The organism is Guptibacillus sedimenti (assembly GCF_028610665.1).
Classification (GTDB): domain Bacteria; phylum Bacillota; class Bacilli; order Bacillales; family Guptibacillaceae; genus Guptibacillus; species Guptibacillus sedimenti.
Genome location: NZ_JAQQWV010000001.1, coordinates 1,016,297 through 1,036,862 on the forward strand (window position 1 = coordinate 1,016,297; position 20,566 = coordinate 1,036,862).

Below are 20,566 nucleotides of genomic sequence, written 5' to 3' on the forward strand. Positions count from 1 at the left end.
AGGAAGACCATGTTAGGGAAAAGATTGGGGGGGAAAAGAATGTTTTCGATTTTAAAGAAGCTAAGCTGGTTTTTTAAGCAGCATTGGAAGCGTTATAGTATTGCAATTGGGTTATTGATATTAGGTGGGATCCTTGAAGTTATTCCGCCGAAGCTAATTGGGATGGCAATTGATGAGATCAATGTAGGAAGTTTAACCTGGGATAGCTTGCGGAATTATCTATTTTTTTATGGTGCGTTATTGATTGTCGTTTATCTCGTCACATATGTATGGATGTATCAACTATTTGGTGGTGCATTTCTAGTTGAGAGGATGCTTCGGTCTAGATTCATGAAACATCTTCTGAAAATGACGCCGTCTTTTTACGAGAAAAATCGAACTGGGGACTTGATGGCAAGAGCAACAAACGACTTAAAAGCTGTGTCGCTTACAGCGGGTTTCGGTATATTAACTTTGGTTGATTCAACGATCTTTATGTTTCTTATATTGGTTACGATGGGTGTTTTGATTAGCTGGAAACTAACTCTTGCGGCTATTCTGCCTCTTCCATTAATGGCTCTTGCCATGAACCGTTATGGAAAGGTTATTCATAAGCGCTTTACCGCTGCGCAGGATTCTTTCGGTCATATGAATGATCAAGTACTTGAATCGATTGCAGGCGTTCGCGTTACGCGTGCTTATGTACAGGAGAGAGCGGATCAGCAAAAATTCAAAAACTTAACAGAAGATGTTTACAGAAAGAACATTGATGTAGCAAAGATAGATGTCCTTTTTGAACCAACGATTAAAGTTCTCGTAGGGATGAGTTATTTAATTGGTTTAGGATATGGGGCTTATCTTGTTTTTCACAATGTACTTACACTAGGCGAACTCGTGTCATTTAACGTGTATCTAGGTATGTTGATTTGGCCGATGATTGCGGTTGGTGAGCTAATTAATGTCATGCAGCGTGGAAGTGCCTCACTAAATCGGGTATTGGATACGTTATCTCACGAAGAAGATGTGAAGGAACATCATGCTCCGAAACATCACGAGTCTCCTGGTACGATTTGCTTTGAACATGTTCAGTTTGCGTATCCAACCTCTTCAGTTACAAATTTAAATGATGTTTCATTTACACTTGAAAAAGGTCAAACGCTCGGTATCGTTGGGCGAACTGGTAGCGGAAAAACCACTTTGCTAAAGCAATTGTTGAGAGAATACCCAGTAGGCGAAGGGAAAATAAGAATCTCTGATGTACCGATCGAAGAGTTTTCGCTTGGAACGCTTCAAAGCTGGATTGGGTATGTTCCGCAAGATCAAATGCTATTCTCTCGATCAGTGCGAGAAAACCTGCTTTTTGGTAAGAAAGATGGAACTGACCAAGATGTCGATCAAGTCCTCCGTTTATCTGATTTTAAGAAAGATGTCAATCTTCTTCCTCAAGGGCTTGAAACACTTGTAGGAGAAAAGGGGGTAGCACTATCTGGTGGGCAAAAGCAGCGGGTTTCGATTGCTAGAGCTCTCATGATTGATCCGGAAATTCTTATTCTTGATGATGCGATGTCAGCAGTGGATGGGAAAACAGAGGCACAAATTCTTGCGAATATAAGAAGTGAACGTGCTGGTAAAACGACGCTTATTGCCACACATCGGCTTTCAGGTGTAAAGCATGCTGATCGTATTCTTGTTCTAGAAGATGGCAAAGTGATTGAAGAAGGTACACATGAGGAGCTTCTTACTCAACAAGGATGGTACAGAGAGCAATATGACAGACAGCAACTTGAAGATTCACTAAAGGAGGTGCTGTAAATGAATCGACATGTAGGAAAGCGTTTAGTAAAGTATGCACTCGGATTTAAGAAAAATATTTTAATTGCACTTCTACTTTTAACAGTTGCCGTGACAGCGGAACTATCTGGTCCTTTCATAGCTAAACGGATGATCGACGTTCATATTCTTGGAATTGAGTATCCATGGTATGAATCAGGTCAGGGGGAAGACGCTGTTCAATATGATGGTGAATGGTATAAGCGAAGCGATCATTTTGAAAATAATGAAACAAAAGGAGAAGAGGCAAGAATTCTTCAAATCGGGCGTGATTATTACTTCATTGACGAACCGATCGCTTTCGACGGTGAAAGATCAATTAATGAAAATACGCTCACTATCGAAAAGGATGGGCAACGACAGTCCTACGGAGCATCAGAAATAAGCAACGAAGAGCTGCTCGCCTTTTATCAACCTCAGATTGAACCGATGATCTGGCTCATTGCATTATACTTCGGACTTCTCGTCTTCGCTTCATTTTTTGAATATGGGCAGGGACTTCTTTTGCAAACTTCAGCTAACAGAATCATTCAAAAGATGAGAACAGATGTCTATGCGCAAATTCAGCGTTTGCACATCAACTACTTCGATAATTTGCCAGCTGGAAAAGTAGTGGCAAGAATTACAAATGATACAGAGGCGATACGTGAGCTTTATGTAACCGTACTCGCAACTTTTTTCACAAGCATCTTTTATATGACAGGGATCTTTGTTGCCTTGTTCTTATTGGATGTAAAGCTTGCGTTTATTACATTAACGATTGTTCCCCTCCTGTTTGTTTGGATCATTGTTTATCGCAAATATGCTTCCAAATTTAATAAAGTGATCCGGGCAAGAGTGAGTGACATTAATGCTATGATTAACGAGTCCATTCAAGGGATGTCAATCATAAGAGCTTTTAAACGCCAGCAAATGACAGAACGAGAATTTGAAGAATTAAATGATAGCCACTTTACGTATCAAAACAAGCTTTTACATTTAAATTCTTTAATGTCTCATAACCTGGTTAACATTTTAAGGAATATCTCATTTGTAGCATTGATTTGGTATTTCGGAGGAGCTTCTCTTACATCAAGTGCCGTGATAAGTCTTGGCGTTCTCTATGCTTTCGTCGACTATTTAAATCGATTGTTTCAACCCGTTACAAACATGGTTAATCAACTTGCCAATCTAGAGCAGGCATTGGTTGCTGCAGACCGCGTTTTTGAGCTTCTTGATGAAGAAGGAGAAGATGTAGCGGATGGAATTTTCCCGCGATATGATGGGAATGTTTCTTTCGATCATGTTTCCTTTGCTTATAAAGAAGATGAATATGTGTTAAAGAATCTTTCTTTTGAAGCGAAAAAGGGTCAAACCATTGCGCTCGTTGGACACACGGGCTCAGGAAAAAGCTCCATTATGAATTTGTTATTTCGATTTTATGATAATCAAAAAGGAACAATAGCCATTGATGGGAAAAACATTCAGGATATTAAAAAGCAAGAACTGAGACAGCATATGGCAATTGTGCTTCAGGATCCATTTCTTTTCACAGGCACGATTGCATCAAATGTTAGTCTTGACGACCCCTCTATTTCAAGAGAAAAAGTAGAGAAAGCTTTAAACGATGTTGGAGCAGATCAGCTGCTCCGTTCGCTTCCAAACGGTTATGATGAGCCAGTTATAGAAAAAGGAAGCACGCTTTCTTCCGGGCAAAGACAGCTTATCTCATTTGCAAGAGCGTTAGCGTTTGATCCTGCTGTCCTTATACTTGATGAAGCGACTTCAAATGTTGATACTGAGACGGAAATGATTATTCAAAACGCTCTCGATATTTTGAAAAAGGGGCGTACCACATTTATCATTGCCCACAGACTTTCAACGATAAGAGAGGCAGATCAAATTCTTGTTCTTCATCAGGGAGAAATCGTTGAGCGAGGCGATCATGATCAATTGATGCAGAAAAAAGGAAGGTACTTTCAAATGTATCAGCTTCAACAAGGGAAAAAGATTGAGCAAGCCGTGTAGAAATAAGATAAAAGCCGTAGCTTCTTCAGCTACGGCTTTTGAGTTGGAGCGCCAGGTGGAAGATAAGGTGGCGGAGATTTTAGCCATCCTCTCTTTTCCATTAACGTTTTAAAATCCGCAGCAAACAGTAGAATGTGGGTTTGAAACTCAAGAAACATTAATCCAACATCGGTTCGAATGGACTGAGAAATGGTCGTTGCACAGAGGACATTCACTGAGGCAAGCTTCAGTGAAATCCCGTTAGCAATTTCATCGTCCGTTAGCTTTACCCCCATAGGGATCGTTTCTGAGGATGAATCAGGCTTTGCTTGTGATGTTGGTGGGAGAGGAACGCCTTCTTTTATTAAAAATTGTTTTAATTTATTTTGGTCCTTAACAGATGCATCAAAAATCTCCTGTGTTTTTTTCTTGAGTTGTTCGTCATCGGTTGTATTTAATGCCATTCGATAAAAAACTTGAGCTTCTTTAAAAATCGCAAAAGCTGTCCAACAGTTCATCACTTCACCGACATGTAACGGGGATTTAGGCTCACCATCAGTGTGAGATTGGAGAATGCCAAGCATTGATTTTAAAATTGTTTTCATCGTTTCGCTACCTCCTCTAGCCTATGATGGTACAGAAGGTAACAAATTATGTGTGTTTGTCTAGAGAGAAGGCGTAATGCAAGACGATTACCTGGAAGATGGACGGAAACCAGCTTCCTCTGCTTCGTTTTTCGTACAAAACATTTCTTCTGCTTTGGTCATTTCGTAGTAGGATCCTTCTGGAACATGATAAATTTTATCGCCTTTTGAATTTATATTTCCTTTTATTTGGCACTCTTCAGAAGTGGATTTTTCTTCAGTAGGAGAATCATTTGTTTCTGCTTCTTCGTCAAACCCTTCTTCTTGAACATAGTCTTCTATGCTCCAAATCCCTTTCCCTTCTTCTTGAGCTTGTCGTTGTATTTTTTGAAATTGGTCAACATATTTTACGTTAGGCTGATAAATGTATGCTACCCTCGCGAGCCCTTCTTCAAGAAGCATTTCGTTGAACATTTGATCACCGATCCAGACGTATGCAAGAAGTCTGCCGTACTTATCACGTTCTGAAACATCGATCTCGATTCCAACCTTCTCTCCTTCAAGCCGGTCCTTCGCAAAATCTGACGCTTCAGGTCCAAATGGTTGGACAGGTTTACTAGGATGCTTCGTTTCAGGTGTATCGACAAGTAGAAGTCTGATTGTTTCTTCTCGATCTTCAAGTGTTACTTTCAGAGTGTCACCGTCTACGACCCGATCCACTGTTGCTGGAATTGTGTTTTCAGGAATTTCGTTATTGGAAGTGCTGAAAGAACAGGCAGATAAAAAGAGTAATATTAAAAGATAAGGCACTAGTTTATGTGTCAAGTTAAGTTCTCCTTTCCTGGTTTTTAGGTCTTAGACATACTGATTCGTCATAATCTAAAAGGGGGGTGATCCAATTGAATCACGGATGTATTTACTGTGAGAAAGAATTGCTCTTCCCGTGGGAAAGAAGAAGGATGGTGTGCGATGAATGTCATTATGCGATTTCAGACACGTATCATGAAGATTATCGAGAAATTGGTGAACGAAAAATAGAACAGAAATCCCGTCAATAGTGACGGGATTCTTTTTAGGTTCTATCGTTTAAATGAGTGTAGTGAGGTTGAACTGCAAGTGGGCAGACACTCGTTCACTTCCGCTTTTCGTGTCCAGCTTCGACTCGCAGAAACTACGATATTTCACTCTTTCACCAGAACACAGAAAGCGTGTTCTAGTTCAAGAGCTCCAATATCTCCGTTTCTAAGCGCTCGTCTCCGCTTTTCGTGTCCAGCTTCGACTCGCAGAAACTACGATATTTCACTCTTTCACCAGAACACAAAAAGCGTGTTCTAGTTCAAGAGTTCCAATATCTCCGTTTCTAAGCGCTCGTCTCCGCTTTTCGTGTCTAGCTGCAGCGCCCAGCCTCTCGATCGCTTCACCCTTCAATCCGAACACAAAGACCGTGTTCATATTGAAGGGCTCCAGCGCTTGTCGAGGCTAGACGGGCGCTTCCGCTTTTCATGTCTAGCTACGCGGGCCAAATCCTCCGGCTGTTTCGCCCAATCGAAGGAGACAAAAAGCATCTCATTCGATGGGGCTCCAACTTCCTGCGGATTTAGGCTGGCCCGCTCCGCTTTTCTTAATACCTTTTAACGGCTAGGGTGCAGCGGGATATGCAGATTAGTTCTTCTTGTTCGTCGACGATGTTGATTTCCCAGACCATTGTTCTTCGTCCGATGTGGATCGGCTCAGCGATGGCTCGGACTACGCCGTCTTTTTTGCTACGTAGATGATTAGCATTGATTTCCATTCCGAATGTGGCTTCGTTTTCTGAGTTAAGGTTAAGCGTGCCACCTATGCTTGCGGCTGATTCTGCAAGTGCAACGGATGCACCTCCGTGAAGAAAGCCGAGTGGCTGATGAGTGCTCGGTCCAACTGGCATTTCAAGAACGACTTTTTCAGGTGTTAATGTAATAGCTTTGATTCCGAGTGCCTCTAGCATTGTGTTTGCGAATTCCATCTTATTCCTCCAATTCAGCTGCAGCGTCTAACCTCTCGAAGGTTAATCGGACGCTTCCGCTTTTTCTATGTACTTATTTACAGTATACACGAGCAATTGGCTATAAAAAGAGAAAGTTAGCAGAGCAAAAGCTTGTTCCTTACCTTCTAAGTTTGCTTTTTGCTATATTTCCGCGAAAATTTAATTAATTCCACTAATTAAATTTAAAAAAAGTGCTTTCCTCTCTAAAGCGACGTAAAAAAGCCAGAGACTATATTCGTCTCTGACTCTAGATTAAATAAAATACGCGAGCAATAAACCAATAGCCATGAGCAGTCCAAACTGAGTATGCATTTGAGCCGTTGCTTGCATAGCGGGCATCATTTGAGCCGCCTGCGTTTTCCCTTCAAACAAGCGAATGGCTTTAAATGCTTTAGGGATGCTTAGAATAATTAACAGCAACCAAAGTGATAAATCAATTGTAATGATGAGTGCGACCACCCAAAGATAAGAAACGATAAACATCCACTCTAAAAGGGCCACAGCTTTATCGTGTCCAAGAAGTATTGCGAGTGTTTTTCGTCCTTTTTCTTTGTCGCCTTCTAGGTCGCGGATATTGTTTGCCATAAGGATACCGCCAACTAGAATGGAAATCGGGATCGAAACGAGAATGCTTTCAAATGTAATAACGCCCGTTTGAATGAAAAAAGAAAGTAAGACAAGAATGAGTCCCATAAAGACGCCAGCGGCAATTTCGCCAAATGGTGTATAGGCAATTGGGTGAGGGCCACCAGTATAGAAATACCCTGCAGCCATACAGATTGAACCAATGACCGCAATCCACCATGTCGTCAGGATACAGATGTAAACGCCTAACAGAATGGCAATTCCAAAGAAAATAAAAGCAAGATTCAATACTGTTCTTGCACTAACTCCATCTCTTACGATGGCGCCACCAATTCCTACGCTACCAGCGTGATCAAGACCCCTTTTGAAATCATAGTATTCATTAAACATATTTGTTGCTGATTGAATAAGGATAGAAGCGATCATCATCGCCATAAACAATCCAAAATGTAATGTATGACTTTGAAGGGCAAGCATTGTGCCCAGAAAAACCGGGACGAAGGAAGCTGTTAATGTGTGGGGTCTTAATAGTCGCCACCACACCTGCCATGTTGGTTTTGAAGGCGTCACTTTGTTCAGCTTATCTTTGCTGTTGTTCATACGCTCTTCCATAGAATAGTGTCTCTCCCTTAAATAGTAAACTTCTTAAAAATCCCCTTGTAACCATTATAGTTTAAAAAAACGGATAAAGGGTGTCAATCCTTTTGTCAATATCAAGAAGTCTCTGTCAATAGAAAAAAGGCGAATTACATGCTTTCGCATCACATCCCCTAATTTCTTTCAAGAAGAGAGAAAGAGTAGTGAAAACAAAAACGATCACCTTTTAGTGATCGCATTTGTGTGATTAGTAATAGTACGGATATGGCCTAAAAAACGCGATACTTCCCAAACCTACGCCTAATAGTCCTCCAAGAAAGCCCCCTGCAAAAGCGCCGAAGAAAAACATTCCTGGTCCCTCGGGATGTTGTGGTCCATCACAATTGCGATTTAAAGGGCGAATGTAGACGAACTCATCATCAACATCTTCAATATGACCTCTATGCAATTGACCGTCATGACATTTGATTTCAACACATTGTCCAATATGCTGACGACAAACACCATGATAATAGTGTCTGGACATGTGAGACACTCCCTTATCATTTAGTGTATAAACAACGGTTCACCGTCGTCTACATTTATCAGTGTATGCTCATCTATTATTTTGCTAAGGGCATCTGCGGAGCATTAAAATGGTTTTTTTTGAGGAGATAGGGAATCTATACATAAGAAGGCGATAAAAACGGTAAAACAGCTTCGTTGACAGTCTTAGCTACACAGGTGTATCCTTTAAGTAACTGTGGCCGAGGCTAACTCGGTCTGCTTTTGCATGGACAGAAAGTTGGGGGGAGAAGACGGTGTCTACATTACAACATCAAGAATTATTTAGCCTGCTTCATCAAGGTGTTAGTAAGGCAGAAAAGCGGGGAACGTCTGTACTTGTTAGTCAGGTGCTATCAGTAGCTGCTGTCGATCCCCTCTCCTTTTATGCAGCAGGTTCGTCTACTTATAAAAATGATCGAACATTTTGGTCTGACCCAGAGAATGATACGACAATTGTAGGGCTTGGACGGATGAATCAATTTCAAGCCAATTCCGATCGGTTTCGTACAATAGAAGAAGAGTGGCAGCGTTTTCTTGAAGAAGCCATTATAGAGGGGGCGCCATCTCGTCCAGGAGTCGGACCTGTGTTGCTCGGTGGCTTTTCTTTTGACCCTTCTGCGCCAGAAAGCGGTGAATGGGGTTCATTTCCTGAAGGCGGTATGGTACTTCCGGAAATTATGCTAACTTCCGCTCTTGATCAGGCATGGTTAACAATTAATGCTGTCGTGAGTGTAGAAGATGATCCAGAGAAACTTTCCGAAGCACTCCTAAGGCAACATGCCAACCTCTTAAATAAAATAACGACTGTATACTCATCGGATGTTGAAGCTTTTTCTATAGAAGAAATCAACCCTGATCAATGGAAAGAAACAGTCAGAAGTGCAGCCGAAAATATACGAGAAGGGCAGTTGGATAAAGTTGTTCTTGCTAGAGAAATCAAGCTCAAATCTACTCAATCTTTCTCTTCTACACGAACGCTATCAAATCTAAAAGAACAGCAGAGCGATAGCTACGTATTTGCGTTCGAATACGGGGGGAAATGTTTTCTTGGTGCCTCACCTGAACGGTTAGTGAAAAGGGAGGGGCAACAGGTTTATTCAACGTGTCTTGCTGGCTCGATTCAGCGAGGGGTATCGGAAGAACAAGATGAAGCTCTTGGACAAGAACTGCTTTACGATCAAAAAAATCGAATCGAACACGATTTAGTTGTTCAGATGATTCGAACCGCTATGGAAGAAGAGTGTGAATTTGTTCAGGTACCCTCTACACCTGAAATTTTAAAAACGCCGCATATTCAACATTTGTTTACACCTGTTGTAGCGAGAGCTAGCAAAAGAACAAGTCTGTTACGGATGGTTGAGCGGTTACACCCTACCCCAGCGCTCGGTGGGTATCCTCAAGTAGAGGCGGTTAATGAGATTAAGCGTATCGAAAACTTGGATCGCGGCTGGTATGCTGGACCTGTTGGCTGGGTTGATTACCAGGGGAATGGAGAATTTGCGGTTGCGATTCGCTCAGGTTTATTAAATGGCGATCAAGCAACGCTCTATGCAGGGTGCGGGATTGTAGGAGATTCAGATCCCGATAGTGAATACGAAGAAACCAAAATGAAGTTTAAACCGATGTTAACTGCGCTTGGGGGTAAAAAATATGACTGATCAAGAAATATTATCAAGCTACGCTGGTTCGTTTGTAGATGAACTTGTGCGATCAGGCGTAAACCATGCTGTGGTTAGCCCAGGATCGAGGTCTACCCCGCTTGCTATGATGATGGCCGAACACCCTTTAATGAAAGTCTGGATGCATATCGATGAGCGATCTGCTGGTTTTTTTGCGCTTGGTATGGCCAAGTCACATCATGAACCGGTCGCACTTCTTTGTTCATCAGGCACAGCAGGAGCGAATTACTATCCTGCAGTCATCGAAGCTGCTCAATCAAATGTTCCGTTGATTGTATTAACGGCCGATCGTCCTCATGAGCTTCGTGACAATGGCGCGCCACAGGCGATTGACCAAATTAAGCTATATGGAGACTATGCAAAGTGGTTTATTGAAATGGCACTCCCATCCTCCTCTCTGACGCGATACATCAGGACAGCCGCTTCAAGAGCCGTTGCTGTTTCTTCGAGTATACCAGCTGGACCTGTTCATCTTAATTTTCCGTTTAGAGATCCTTTAACACCTGATCTTTCATATTCAGGTCTTTTTTCTGACGGCAGAGATGATCACGAGCCATGGGTACAATCTACTGATTATGCACGCGTTTTAGACGATAAAGCAGTAAAGCGTTATGTCGAAAAGTTGGCTAATAAGAAGGGAATTATCGTTGTAGGTCCACAGGAAAATGAAGAATTAGCTGAGCCATTGTATGCTCTTGCAGAAGCACTAGGGTATCCTGTTCTTGCTGATTCTCTGTCCATGTGTCGACATGTGAATTCTCCTAATTTAATTGAAGGATATGATGCTTTTTTAAGAGGTGAAGTTGATTCCTCTCTGTTTCCTGATGTGATTATTCGTTTTGGGGCAATGCCCGTATCAAAAGCTTATACGCTTTTTGTTAATAAAGTGGAAAGTCCTCTCCATCTCGTAATAGATGAGAATGGATGGAGAGATCCAACTCTTTCAAGCACTGACATGCCAAATGTTTCACCAGTAGAGTTTGTGAAGAGCCTTCTCCCTGTTATACAGCAGCTTGAACATTGTGAGAACAAGTGGCTAGAAGCGTGGAAAGAGTTAAACGAGGTCACTCTTAACCTGCTTCGTGAGGATTTGGAGGTAGAGGGACTCTTTGAAGGATATGTTTTTAGAGAATTGGGTCAATTAATGGATAAGGACGATCTTTTGTTTGTAGGCAATAGTATGCCGATTCGCGATTTGGAAAACTTCTTTTTACCTGAAGGAGCTCGACCGACCATAATGGGAAATCGCGGGGCGAACGGAATTGATGGGATTATTTCAACTGCTCTTGGTGCTAGTACTGATTATTCTTCCGGCGTTTTGGTTATCGGTGATCTCTCTTTTTATCATGATATGAACGGTCTCCTTCTAGCAAAGTTATATGAAATCAATTTAACCATTGTTGTTGTGAACAATGATGGAGGTGGGATTTTCTCCTTTTTACCGCAGCGTCAGGAGGAGAAACATTTCGAGCAACTGTTTGGAACACCGCTTGGACTTGATTACGAGCATGCCGCAGCGCTCTACGGGGGAAGTTTTGATCGCATAGGGAATTGGGAAGAGTTTAGCTTAGCTTTTGAGAAAAGCAAGAAACATAAAGGACTTAGCATTATTGAAGTTCCGACCAATCGTGATGAAAATCTTATGCTCCATCGGAAGTTATTCTCAAAGATTTCACACGAAACAGCGAAGGCTCGAAAATCATGATTTACACAATTGAAGGACAACCGTTTTACGTTAAAATAGAAGGTGAGGGGGAACCTCTTCTTTTATTGCACGGTTTTACAGGGTCAAGCGCAAGTTGGATGCCGTTGATGAAAAAACTATCAAATTTCTATAAGGTAATCGCCATAGATTTAATTGGGCATGGCGCAAGTGGAAAACCAGATGATCCTGCGCTCTATACGATGGAAGCAATGGGAAGTTATTTAAAAAAGCTCTTACAGATTCTTCGAATTGATAGCATCCATTTACTTGGTTATTCAATGGGTGGTCGCTTTGCCTTATCGTTTACTGTACAATATCCTGATTGTGTTAAAACACTCATCCTCGAGAGTAGTTCACCAGGACTTATCACAAAAGAGGAAAGAGATGAACGAATACAAAATGATCATCGGCTTGCTAGACGGATTGAACAGGAAGGCATGGCATCTTTTGTAGATTTTTGGGAAAGCGTTCCTTTGTTCTCTACTCAAAAAAAACTTCCTTTACGCAAGAAAGAGGAAATAAGAAAACAGCGTTTGAGCAATACTGAAAGAGGACTAGCTAACAGTCTTATTGGAATGGGGACAGGGGCACAGCGTTCATATTGGGAAATGCTAGATGATTTGTCAATTCCAGCCCTTCTTTTAGTAGGTGAGCATGATCAAAAGTTCGTTTCTATTGGAAAGAAGATGGAAAATTTACTCCCTCAAGCTGATTTTGTGCAAATAAATGACGCAGGGCATACAATTCATGTAGAACAACCTGAAATCTTTGTTAAAATGGTAGTAGCTTTTCTAAAAAAGCATGCAGATTCTAATCTGTAAATTTAGGTACATAGGAAAGGAGAATTTCTAAATGATTCAATGGAAGACTGAACGTGAATTTGAAGATATTCTTTATGAAACGTATGATGGGATTGCTAAGATTACAATTAACCGTCCAGAGGTGCGCAATGCATTTACACCAAGAACGGTTAATGAATTAATTACAGCTTTTTCATTTGCGAGAGATGATTCTAATATTGGGGTTATTGTTCTTGCAGGTGCTGGAGACAAAGCATTTTGTTCTGGCGGAGATCAAAGTGTTCGAGGGCATGGTGGATACGTCGGCGATGATGAAATTCCTCGTCTCAACGTATTAGATCTTCAACGTCTAATTCGCGTAATCCCTAAACCGGTTATTGCAATGGTATCTGGTTATGCGATTGGCGGAGGACATGTTCTACACGTTGTATGTGATCTTACGATTGCTGCCGATAATGCAATCTTTGGACAAACAGGTCCTAAAGTAGGGAGTTTTGATGCTGGATACGGCGCTGGATACCTTGCTCGTATCGTAGGGCATAAGAAAGCCCGTGAGATCTGGTACCTTTGCCGCCAATATAACGCTCAAGAAGCCCTTGATATGGGTCTTGTTAACACGGTTGTCCCTCTTGAACAGCTTGAAGCTGAAACCGTTCAGTGGGCGCAGGAAATGCTCGAGAAGTCACCAACTGCTTTGCGTTTCCTTAAAGCTTCACTTAATGCTGATACAGATGGTCTTGCAGGACTTCAACAAATGGGTGGAGATGCAACGCTTCTTTATTACACAACTGAAGAAGCGAAAGAAGGACGCGATTCGTTCAAAGAGAAGCGCAAACCGGACTTTAAACAGTTCCCACGTTTTCCATAAATCGATTGCACGAAAACAGCTTGATGGATATCCATCAAGCTGTTTTTTCAGGCTAAAGAAAGGATGGTAAAGATGGATACGATGCCAAATTGGTTACACAAACGCGCATTCATGACGCCTGACCGAGTGGCGCTGATTGAAAAGAATAAGCAGTTAACTTATAAGCAATTGCAAGAACAGGCAGTTGAAATGGCGAATGCTCTAAAAGTAAAGGGCATTACTAAAGGAAAGCATGTTGGTTTTTTTATGGAGAACGCATTAGAGTCCGCAGTCTGCTTGCATGCGCTCATGTATATTGGGGTTATTATTGTACCGCTGAACCATCGATTGACAGGTCCTGAGTTAGCGTTCCAATTAAATGATGCTGAGCTTTCTTACGTAATAACGGACCGATCTCTTGCGAATAAAGCTCGTGAAAGTTTACTAACTATCGACCTTTTTATTTGGGAGGATATTCGTCCAGAAGCATATTGTTTGGAGGGTCTACAAACCTCCATTGAGTTAAACCAACTTCATACGATCATGTACACTTCTGGTACGACAGGGAAACCAAAAGGCGTGATGTTAACGTATGGAAACCACTGGTGGAGTGCAATTAGCTCGAGCCTTAATATAGGTTTAGAAATGCATGATCGCTGGTTATGTGCCGTACCGCTATTTCATATGAGTGGTCTTTCTATATTATTACGCAGTGTTATTTATGGGATTACGATGGTTATACAAAAACGATTCGATCCGCATGCCGTTAATCAATCGATTCAAAAAGAAAACATTACAATTGTATCGGTAGTAAGCGCTATGCTAAAGAAAATGCTTGATGACCTTGGAGACGATCAGTATCCCGCTACGTTACGCTGCATGCTGCTTGGAGGAGGCCCAGCACCATATCCACTCCTAACGATTTGTGAAGAAAAGCAAATTCCTGTCTTCCAAACATTTGGAATGACGGAAACAGCATCGCAAATTGTGACGCTTTCCCCTGAGTATATGCTTGATAAACAGGGTTCTGCTGGGAAAGCTCTTTTTCCTTCAGAAGTAAAGATTAGCCATAATCATAAAGAACTTTCACCACGAGAGCATGGCGAAATTCTTGTGAAAGGGCCCACGGTGACGAAAGGATATTGGAAACGTGAAGGCGCGACAAGTGAGGCATTTGAAGATGGATGGCTTCATACGGGTGATATCGGTTTTGTTGATGAAGATGGTTTTCTTTTTGTATTAGATCGAAGAAAAGACCTGATTCTTTCTGGAGGAGAAAATGTGTATCCGGCAGAAATTGAAGCCGCCATCCTTGAACATAGAGATATTGATGATGCAGGCGTAATAGGTGTCCAAGATCCACATTGGGGAGAAGTACCCGCGGCTTTCGTGGTAAGTAAAAACCCAATGTTAACGGATCATCTGTTACTCGATTACCTTTCAGATCGACTGGCTCGGTATAAATTGCCCAAGTCGATTACCTTTGTTGAGGCTCTTCCAAGGAATGGAGCCAATAAACTTCAGCGAAATTTGTTAGCGAGTGAAGCAGAATGATCATCGAGTCGGTAACGCTCCATCAGATTAAAATGAACCTTAAAACGCCTTTTGGTAATAGTCTTGAAACAGTGTCTGATCGAGATTTGATTATCGTAGAGGTGAACGATGCTGAGGGTAATAGTGGTTTTGGAGAAGGGGTGGCATTTACAACCCCGTGGTACACTGAAGAAACGCTCCAAACGTCCTGGCATATGTTAAGGGATATCATGATACCCCTAGTAAAAAAACGTTTCATTGCACACCCGTCTGAGGTTAATGGCATGTTGTCAGAAATTAGAAGAAACCCAATGGCAAAGTATGCGATAGAAGGGGCGATATGGGATTTATACGCCAAAAAAGAAGGCATTAGTTTATCAAAAGCATTAGGCGGAACTATAAAGAAAATTAAAGCAGGCGTTGCGGTTGGTGCTTCTGATCAGGAGACGATGTTAGAAGAAATAAGCAATAGAATTTTGGAAGGATATGAGCGGATTAAGGTAAAGATAAAGCCGTCTCAAGATGTTTCCATTCTAAAAGCAATAAGAGAACGCTATCCAAATTTATCTTTAATGGCAGATGCTAATTCCGCCTATACGCTTCGAGATATCGATCAATTGAAAGCGTTGGATGGCTTTAATCTCCTCATGATTGAACAACCATTAGCGGCAGATGATATCGTTGACCATGCTAAACTTCAAAGGGAATTAAAGACACCGATTTGTTTGGATGAAAGTATTGCTTCTTTCGATGATGCGCGCCGAGCGCTAGATTTAAATAGCTGCCAGGTGATAAATATTAAGCCTGGTCGCGTAGGCGGGTTAACTGCTAGTAAAATGATACATGATTTATGCGATGAGCGCGGTGTCCCTGTCTGGTGCGGTGGTATGCTTGAATCAGGAATTGGAAGGGCGCATAATATAGCTCTTTCTAGCTTATCTAACTTTGTCATCCCAGGAGATATTTCGGCTTCTACACGATATTGGGAGCGGGATATCATTCATCCTGAAGTGATCGTAGAGGAAGGATACATTAACGTGCCAGAAGGTAATGGTATTGGGTACGAGTTAAACCGAAAAGAACTATCACGGGTGACAGTCGTGAAAGAAGTTTATTGAGCGCATGCAAAAAGGCAGAACCTGTTAAAGGTCCTGCCTTTCATTTACGCTTCTGAATCTTTCACAATACGTGCATCAAAGATAAACGGTCCGAATGGAATGACGGAAGAGACAACGGCTAGCGTCGCCTTAATAAAAGACCAGCGTTTAACAATGGTGACGTAAAGGATGACGGCAAGATAGAGAACGAATAATCCGCCGTGTAAGGCTCCAACAATCGTGACGGCCATCGGAATGTCCATCAAGTATTTAAGAGGCATCGCAATTCCTAGTAGCAATAGAAACGAAATTCCTTCCGCATAGCCGACCCCTCTGAATAGTTTTAATGGTTGTTTCAACAAATGGAGTTCACTCCTTTAAATAAGCTATTGTGACCCATTTTAATTGATCAGAATCACACAATTTACAATCAGTATATCAATCCTCGTCCAAGAATAGAAGTCGAAGTTATCTCGATTTCTTGACAGTTTTAGTCACAAGTTTGAATAAAAGGCATCACGATTGTCAGAACATTTAGTACTAACGCAGTGTTTTCTCTTCTTTTGGAAGGGATCATTGCTTATAGACGTCATTATCGAGTAGAATGAATGAGGGTAAACTAAATCAACTCTGAAGGAGATTTATATGAATAATAATAAAAAAGCGATCTTTATATACATTCCAAAGTCCAAAGTTGATGAAGCCAAAAAAAACATGAAAAAGAATGATTAATAGATAACTTAAAAAGAAGTCGAGCCTTTGTGGGCTCGACTTCTTTAATTATAAGTAATAGTAAAATTTCAATTGCTTTATGAATCATAAAATGTAGGATTTTAAATAAATGAAATGATTGCTGCGATAACAGCGACTGCGCCAATGATCATAAGAATTGTACGTACCATTGCTATTCCTCCTTGATAAAGTCAATTTAGTTCATCCATAGCTTTAATTATGTTGTCTTCTAGAATAAAGCACTGACAACAAATGCAACGACTACAACAATACCGACAATAACTAGAACTTGTTTTAACATTATGACTTCCTCCTTCAATATAGCAATGTTCTTTGCTACTATTGGTATACCCTTTTCACTTTTTATATCAAACCTTTTTTTGTGAAGAATAGGTAAAAAAGACTAGTATATAGGGGGAGTGCTGAAACGTTAGCTTAGCTATTAAGATGCCATCCACCTTCATTTCTATACAAAAAAACGGCCTCCCAAAATAATTCAAGGGTGGCCGTTTGATTTATTGTAACTATTATTGATGAAGGTTCACTTTCATACGCTCTTGTTGAAAGAATTCCTTTAACTCCGGGTTAAGGTACTCCGGCTCCTTGTCATTTAAGTTCAGTCTGATCAGCTTGCCTTCAAGGTAATCCATTATTCCGATAATCGTACCGTTGCCAAGCTGTTTCTGAAAAATGGTTTCGTAACGAATGCTGCTCATCGGAGCCCTCCTGTTGCGCGTTTTTTTCTACTATAGCACGTTTGAAGGGGGAAATCCGTAAGTTAAACGTCTCTTAAATAATTTGTAATCAAAGCGCAACAATGCTTAATACGATGACATCATTACGACTTATTTAACGAACTTTTGTGATATAACCATCGGCTTTTCACAGAGAGGACATAACTTTTGATCAGGTTGCTTATTCCCTTCAACCTTCATCCATCCTTTGCAGAATTCACTGCTACAAACCCAGGCTTTCACTGATTTTCCTTCTTGCTTTATTTTCTTTTTAAAAGCGTCTGTTAAAAAACGGGAGACTGGCGTTTGTTTTCCAAGGTGCTTTTCAGGTGAACAAATATAAAGCTCTTCTTTTGCCCGTGTAATCGCAACGTAACAAAGCCGACGTTCCTCTTCAAGGTCAGCAGTTGGGTTTTTCATATATAACTCTTTCTGAGAAGCTTCTTTATCTTTCATAGAGTTAAGTGCTGAGACGTGTGGCAATATTGTTTCTGAAGCGCCAATCACGTAAACGACAGGGAACTCGAGTCCTTTTGCCTGATGAATGGATAACAGGGATAGTCCGTTCGCAGCGCTTGCCTTTTTTTTGTGCTCATTGAAACGTTGGATGATGCGATCAACATAAGCTAGAAATTCAGGAATTGTTTCAAAGCGTGAGCTTGAGAACTCTAGCTCGTCCATCATTTCTTTAAGGGTCGTTTTGTGAACCGTTAAAGCTTCATCATTCGCACTATCAAGGTGTTTCATATAATCATCACGCAATAATTGGATTGCCTTTTGTGGTTGGTGACGCTTTGCTTCCTGAATGAGACGAATACGTCGATCAATTGACTTCTTTTGGAAATCACGAAGCGTTTTCCATGATTTTAAATGAACTAAAGGAAAATCAACAGGTTCAACAAAATTTTCCATCTCGATATGACGCATACCAGCTTCTTGATTAATAAATAAAGAGGGAAGAATAGCGGCCGTAGCGTCAAGATTTTGATGTTCATACGCAAGACGAAGATGTTCCATCATGCCTTTGATGATGGATTGTTCATAAAAGACCTGCTTCATTCCTTGTGCATTAAAAGGGATATCCTGCTCAATCAATTGTTCGAAAAGAGCTCGAGCATTTGTATAAGTTCTTGTCAGAATGGCGATATCTTTCCATTCTCTTTTTTGCTCGCGAATATGACGAAGAACATATCCTGCTTCATCTTCTGTTGTTGCAGGTCTAAGATAGAAAGGTTGCTTTCCATCTTTGTTTGTTGCATTCATCGTCTTCGCCCTTCGATACGTATTATGTTTAATTACGTGATTACCTAGCCCTACAATGGGAGGCGCTGATCGATAATTTGTGTCGAGCGTAACAACTGCCGCATCTGGATATGTGCGATCGAATTCTAAAATAATCGAACTATTTGCTCCGTTAAAGGAATAAATTACCTGATCATCATCCCCGACGACAAATAGATTGTTTTGCGGGGCAGCAATTTGTTTTATCAACTCGTATTGAATTGGGTTTGTATCTTGAAATTCATCAACTAAGATGTACTGAAACCGATTTTGCATTTTTTGAAGAAGGGCTGGGTTTTGATTAAATTCTCGATACATAAACACAAGAATGTCATCAAAGTCCATATAGTGATTAGCTGTTTTCCACTCTTCGTATTCTGTGTAAGCTTTTTTCAGTTCTTCCGTTTCTTTATGATCGGGAACATCACTAGGTTCCATCATCTTTACTTTACACGACGAAATGGATGAAAGCATAATTTCTGGTAAAGAAGCTTCTGGACTTTTCATCTTTTTTAAAATGTTTTTCATAATAATTTGTTTGTGACGATCGCTATTCAATATTTTTTGATTATAGCCGAGACTTCTTAATAATTTCAGAAATATCGAGTGAAAGGTTCCTGCTGTTAATCTCCCTGAGTCTTGTGGAGAAACGCCTGGTAAGCGACTAATACGCTGTCGCATTTCTTCAGATGCTTTTCTAGTGAAAGTAATAAGGAGAATGCTAGAAGGGTCTTTCTCCTTAACTGTAATTAGAAACGCGGTTCGTGTTGTTAAAACGGATGTTTTCCCGCTACCAGCTCCTGCAATTGTTAAAAGAGGACCTTCTGTATGTTTGACTGCTTGTGTTTGGGGTTCGTTAAGGCGAATGCCTTTTTTTTCTAATTCATGAAAAAAAGCCTGTTCTGCTTCATCTTCCAATGGCCTAATAGACGAATGGGGTGTTAAAGGAGCAGAAAGGTCCAATTCAGTCACTGCTTGATGCGGTGTTGTTGTAAAATTCATGATCATCACCTGAGTTCTTATGGATTCATCCCTTCATTTTAACACAAATTTGAACGTATTCGTTTTTAATGAAAAGATTAATGTTCATCTGAAACGGGTAAAGTGACAAACACGATAAGATAAAGAGGAGGAAAGAGCAATGGAGAAATTTATTCAAGTTATCGTGGATCATGATAAGAAACAATTTCATGTTGAAGCAGAAGCAACGAAAGAAAAAAATTATGATGAGCGCGTCGAGGAAGCGAAAAAGCAGGGACGCGACGTTGGATCTTTTCACTCAAGACTTGACACTGTTGAAAAAACAATTGATGCAGCTCAGCATGAGTATAAAGGGTATAGCCACTCAGAAGTTAGTCCTGTTTAAATCTTCATGGAGGTGAGAAGCAATGGTACGTGAGACGTATTTTGTAACACCAAAAGGTGAGCTTCATGAAACAAATGTTGGTACTCAAATGAATGCATTTGAAATTAGAGCTACAAAAGAAGAAAAAATGAAGCTCGAGCGCACGATTGAGAAATTGCGCTCACAGAAATATGTGCAGCAAAATGATTTCTTTTCATTAAACCATTATAATGAAGATGAAGTAGACAGCCATCGTGATTGGACAGATGAAGCGATTTATGAGCTTTATGAAATGATTCATCGATTAGGAACAGATAAGACAAAAGCGCAAATTGATCAAATGGGTGTTTTATCTGCACTTAACCATAACACAAGAAATTAGGGGCATATGCCTCTTTTTTTTGTTTATCCATAGATAATGCTGTGTTTGCTAAGCCGCAATGAAGAGTTATAAAGAATAAAATTGTTTTTCTATAAGAACTCCGCTCCTGCCCTTCCTAAATGATCTCAGTGACATAAAGTAATAATGTAGTGAATGAATTTTAATGAGGGGGATAAAGATGAGCGGAGGATATGGTAAAGGATTTGCGTTAATTGTTGTCTTGTTTATCTTATTAATTATTGTAGGAGCTGGCGCATTTGGCGGCGGCTATGGTCACGGACCAGGCGTCGGCGGAGCAAAC

At 40.8% G+C, this 20,566-nt stretch carries 20 protein-coding genes and 1 pseudogene; 12 read left to right on the plus strand and 9 right to left on the minus strand.

What is annotated here, in order from left to right; all coding sequences use genetic code 11:
• Positions 1 to 39: 39 nt before the first annotated feature.
• Together PQ578_RS04895 and PQ578_RS04900 are read left to right on the plus strand one after the other, a co-directional pair.
• The gene (locus tag PQ578_RS04895; RefSeq protein WP_273832459.1) at positions 40 to 1,791 is read left to right on the plus strand and encodes an ABC transporter ATP-binding protein; all 1,752 of its coding nucleotides are present in this window, start codon (positions 40 to 42) and stop codon (positions 1,789 to 1,791) included.
• Entirely contained in the window at positions 1,792 to 3,816 is a 2,025-nt protein-coding gene (locus PQ578_RS04900; RefSeq protein ID WP_273832460.1) for an ABC transporter ATP-binding protein, read from the plus strand.
• A gap of 29 nt (positions 3,817 to 3,845) precedes the next feature.
• Here PQ578_RS04900 and PQ578_RS04905 read toward each other — a convergent pair whose 3' ends face one another.
• Together PQ578_RS04905 and PQ578_RS04910 are read right to left on the minus strand one after the other, a co-directional pair.
• A complete protein-coding gene (locus PQ578_RS04905; RefSeq protein ID WP_273832461.1) occupies positions 3,846 to 4,400 on the minus strand; it encodes a DUF3231 family protein in 555 nt (184 codons plus the stop codon).
• Between the two features lie 87 nt (positions 4,401 to 4,487).
• Positions 4,488 to 5,204, minus strand: coding sequence for a thermonuclease family protein (locus PQ578_RS04910; protein WP_273832462.1), 717 nt, complete (start codon positions 5,202 to 5,204; stop codon positions 4,488 to 4,490).
• Between the two features lie 74 nt (positions 5,205 to 5,278).
• Here PQ578_RS04910 and PQ578_RS04915 point away from each other — a divergent pair, with 74 nt between their 5' ends.
• Complete coding sequence (locus PQ578_RS04915) at positions 5,279 to 5,437, plus strand: hypothetical protein (protein WP_159783968.1); 159 nt, start codon at positions 5,279 to 5,281, stop codon at positions 5,435 to 5,437.
• A 241-nt stretch (positions 5,438 to 5,678) separates the two neighbouring features.
• On the opposite strand, the gene PQ578_RS04920 is transcribed toward PQ578_RS04915, so the two are convergent.
• The 4 genes from PQ578_RS04920 to PQ578_RS04935 form a co-directional block, all read right to left on the minus strand.
• Positions 5,679 to 5,831: a hypothetical protein gene (locus PQ578_RS04920; protein WP_273832463.1), complete on the minus strand. Its 153-nt coding sequence runs from the start codon at positions 5,829 to 5,831 to the stop codon at positions 5,679 to 5,681.
• A gap of 169 nt (positions 5,832 to 6,000) precedes the next feature.
• Entirely contained in the window at positions 6,001 to 6,381 is a 381-nt protein-coding gene (locus tag PQ578_RS04925) for a hotdog fold thioesterase (RefSeq protein WP_165997334.1), read from the minus strand.
• Between the two features lie 273 nt (positions 6,382 to 6,654).
• Complete coding sequence (locus PQ578_RS04930) at positions 6,655 to 7,587, minus strand: 1,4-dihydroxy-2-naphthoate polyprenyltransferase (RefSeq protein ID WP_257147779.1); 933 nt, start codon at positions 7,585 to 7,587, stop codon at positions 6,655 to 6,657.
• 244 nt (positions 7,588 to 7,831) lie between these two features.
• On the minus strand, positions 7,832 to 8,110 hold the full coding sequence (locus PQ578_RS04935) for a hypothetical protein (RefSeq protein ID WP_098444637.1): 279 nt from the start codon (positions 8,108 to 8,110) through the stop codon (positions 7,832 to 7,834).
• 274 nt (positions 8,111 to 8,384) lie between these two features.
• On the opposite strand from PQ578_RS04935, the gene PQ578_RS04940 reads away from it, so the two are divergent.
• The 6 genes from PQ578_RS04940 to menC all read left to right on the plus strand — a co-directional run bounded on the left by PQ578_RS04940 (position 8,385) and on the right by menC (position 15,812).
• Positions 8,385 to 9,788 carry an isochorismate synthase gene (locus PQ578_RS04940; RefSeq protein WP_273832464.1) on the plus strand — a complete coding sequence of 468 codons (1,404 nt, stop codon included), beginning with the start codon at positions 8,385 to 8,387 and terminating at the stop codon, positions 9,786 to 9,788.
• The gene (menD, locus tag PQ578_RS04945; protein ID WP_273832465.1) at positions 9,781 to 11,514 is read left to right on the plus strand and encodes a 2-succinyl-5-enolpyruvyl-6-hydroxy-3-cyclohexene-1-carboxylic-acid synthase; all 1,734 of its coding nucleotides are present in this window, start codon (positions 9,781 to 9,783) and stop codon (positions 11,512 to 11,514) included. The genes PQ578_RS04940 and menD overlap by 8 nt, the downstream gene beginning before the upstream one ends.
• Positions 11,511 to 12,335, plus strand: coding sequence for a 2-succinyl-6-hydroxy-2,4-cyclohexadiene-1-carboxylate synthase (gene menH / locus PQ578_RS04950; protein ID WP_273832466.1), 825 nt, complete (start codon positions 11,511 to 11,513; stop codon positions 12,333 to 12,335). Before menD ends, menH begins: the two co-directional genes overlap by 4 nt.
• Positions 12,336 to 12,366: 31 nt before the next feature.
• Entirely contained in the window at positions 12,367 to 13,182 is an 816-nt protein-coding gene (gene menB, locus PQ578_RS04955; RefSeq protein ID WP_159783948.1) for a 1,4-dihydroxy-2-naphthoyl-CoA synthase, read from the plus strand.
• Between the two features lie 72 nt (positions 13,183 to 13,254).
• A complete protein-coding gene (locus tag PQ578_RS04960) occupies positions 13,255 to 14,715 on the plus strand; it encodes an o-succinylbenzoate--CoA ligase (protein ID WP_273832467.1) in 1,461 nt (486 codons plus the stop codon).
• Complete coding sequence (menC, locus tag PQ578_RS04965; protein ID WP_273832468.1) at positions 14,712 to 15,812, plus strand: o-succinylbenzoate synthase; 1,101 nt, start codon at positions 14,712 to 14,714, stop codon at positions 15,810 to 15,812. Before PQ578_RS04960 ends, menC begins: the two co-directional genes overlap by 4 nt.
• Positions 15,813 to 15,856: 44 nt before the next feature.
• Here menC and PQ578_RS04970 read toward each other — a convergent pair whose 3' ends face one another.
• The 3 genes from PQ578_RS04970 to PQ578_RS04980 form a co-directional block, all read right to left on the minus strand.
• Complete coding sequence (locus PQ578_RS04970; RefSeq protein ID WP_098444630.1) at positions 15,857 to 16,153, minus strand: DUF3817 domain-containing protein; 297 nt, start codon at positions 16,151 to 16,153, stop codon at positions 15,857 to 15,859.
• 897 nt (positions 16,154 to 17,050) lie between these two features.
• Positions 17,051 to 17,239: a hypothetical protein gene (locus tag PQ578_RS04975; RefSeq protein WP_098444629.1), complete on the minus strand. Its 189-nt coding sequence runs from the start codon at positions 17,237 to 17,239 to the stop codon at positions 17,051 to 17,053.
• Positions 17,240 to 17,368: 129 nt separating this feature from the next.
• Positions 17,369 to 19,540: a UvrD-helicase domain-containing protein gene (locus PQ578_RS04980; protein WP_273832469.1), complete on the minus strand. Its 2,172-nt coding sequence runs from the start codon at positions 19,538 to 19,540 to the stop codon at positions 17,369 to 17,371.
• A gap of 139 nt (positions 19,541 to 19,679) precedes the next feature.
• Between PQ578_RS04980 and PQ578_RS04985 the strand changes: the two genes are divergently transcribed.
• From PQ578_RS04985 to PQ578_RS04995, 3 genes and pseudogenes are all read left to right on the plus strand, one after another.
• Positions 19,680 to 19,904 (plus strand): hypothetical protein, encoded by a 225-nt coding sequence (locus PQ578_RS04985; RefSeq protein ID WP_273832470.1) that lies wholly within the window; start codon positions 19,680 to 19,682, stop codon positions 19,902 to 19,904.
• A 22-nt stretch (positions 19,905 to 19,926) separates the two neighbouring features.
• Positions 19,927 to 20,265 carry a hypothetical protein gene (locus PQ578_RS04990; protein WP_273832471.1) on the plus strand — a complete coding sequence of 113 codons (339 nt, stop codon included), beginning with the start codon at positions 19,927 to 19,929 and terminating at the stop codon, positions 20,263 to 20,265.
• A gap of 178 nt (positions 20,266 to 20,443) precedes the next feature.
• Positions 20,444 to 20,515, plus strand: a pseudogene (locus tag PQ578_RS04995) (YjcZ family sporulation protein); the annotation flags it as partial.
• Positions 20,516 to 20,566: the final 51 nt, after the last annotated feature.

What these genes read in the sequence shown, in the direction of transcription:
- PQ578_RS04895 (WP_273832459.1), top strand. Translation starts at nt 40, where the DNA reads ATGTTTTCGATTTTAAAGAAGCTAAGCTGGTTTTTTAAGCAGCATTGG.
- PQ578_RS04900 (WP_273832460.1), top strand. Translation starts at nt 1,792, where the DNA reads ATGAATCGACATGTAGGAAAGCGTTTAGTAAAGTATGCACTCGGATTT.
- PQ578_RS04905 (WP_273832461.1), bottom strand. Translation starts at nt 4,400, where the DNA reads ATGAAAACAATTTTAAAATCAATGCTTGGCATTCTCCAATCTCACACT.
- PQ578_RS04920 (WP_273832463.1), bottom strand. Translation starts at nt 5,831, where the DNA reads ATGAACACGGTCTTTGTGTTCGGATTGAAGGGTGAAGCGATCGAGAGG.
- PQ578_RS04925 (WP_165997334.1), bottom strand. Translation starts at nt 6,381, where the DNA reads ATGGAATTCGCAAACACAATGCTAGAGGCACTCGGAATCAAAGCTATT.
- PQ578_RS04930 (WP_257147779.1), bottom strand. Translation starts at nt 7,587, where the DNA reads ATGAACAACAGCAAAGATAAGCTGAACAAAGTGACGCCTTCAAAACCA.
- PQ578_RS04935 (WP_098444637.1), bottom strand. Translation starts at nt 8,110, where the DNA reads ATGTCCAGACACTATTATCATGGTGTTTGTCGTCAGCATATTGGACAA.
- menD (WP_273832465.1), top strand. Translation starts at nt 9,781, where the DNA reads ATGACTGATCAAGAAATATTATCAAGCTACGCTGGTTCGTTTGTAGAT.
- menH (WP_273832466.1), top strand. Translation starts at nt 11,511, where the DNA reads ATGATTTACACAATTGAAGGACAACCGTTTTACGTTAAAATAGAAGGT.
- menB (WP_159783948.1), top strand. Translation starts at nt 12,367, where the DNA reads ATGATTCAATGGAAGACTGAACGTGAATTTGAAGATATTCTTTATGAA.
- PQ578_RS04960 (WP_273832467.1), top strand. Translation starts at nt 13,255, where the DNA reads ATGGATACGATGCCAAATTGGTTACACAAACGCGCATTCATGACGCCT.
- menC (WP_273832468.1), top strand. Translation starts at nt 14,712, where the DNA reads ATGATCATCGAGTCGGTAACGCTCCATCAGATTAAAATGAACCTTAAA.
- PQ578_RS04975 (WP_098444629.1), bottom strand. Translation starts at nt 17,239, where the DNA reads ATGAGCAGCATTCGTTACGAAACCATTTTTCAGAAACAGCTTGGCAAC.
- PQ578_RS04980 (WP_273832469.1), bottom strand. Translation starts at nt 19,540, where the DNA reads ATGAATTTTACAACAACACCGCATCAAGCAGTGACTGAATTGGACCTT.
- PQ578_RS04985 (WP_273832470.1), top strand. Translation starts at nt 19,680, where the DNA reads ATGGAGAAATTTATTCAAGTTATCGTGGATCATGATAAGAAACAATTT.
- PQ578_RS04990 (WP_273832471.1), top strand. Translation starts at nt 19,927, where the DNA reads ATGGTACGTGAGACGTATTTTGTAACACCAAAAGGTGAGCTTCATGAA.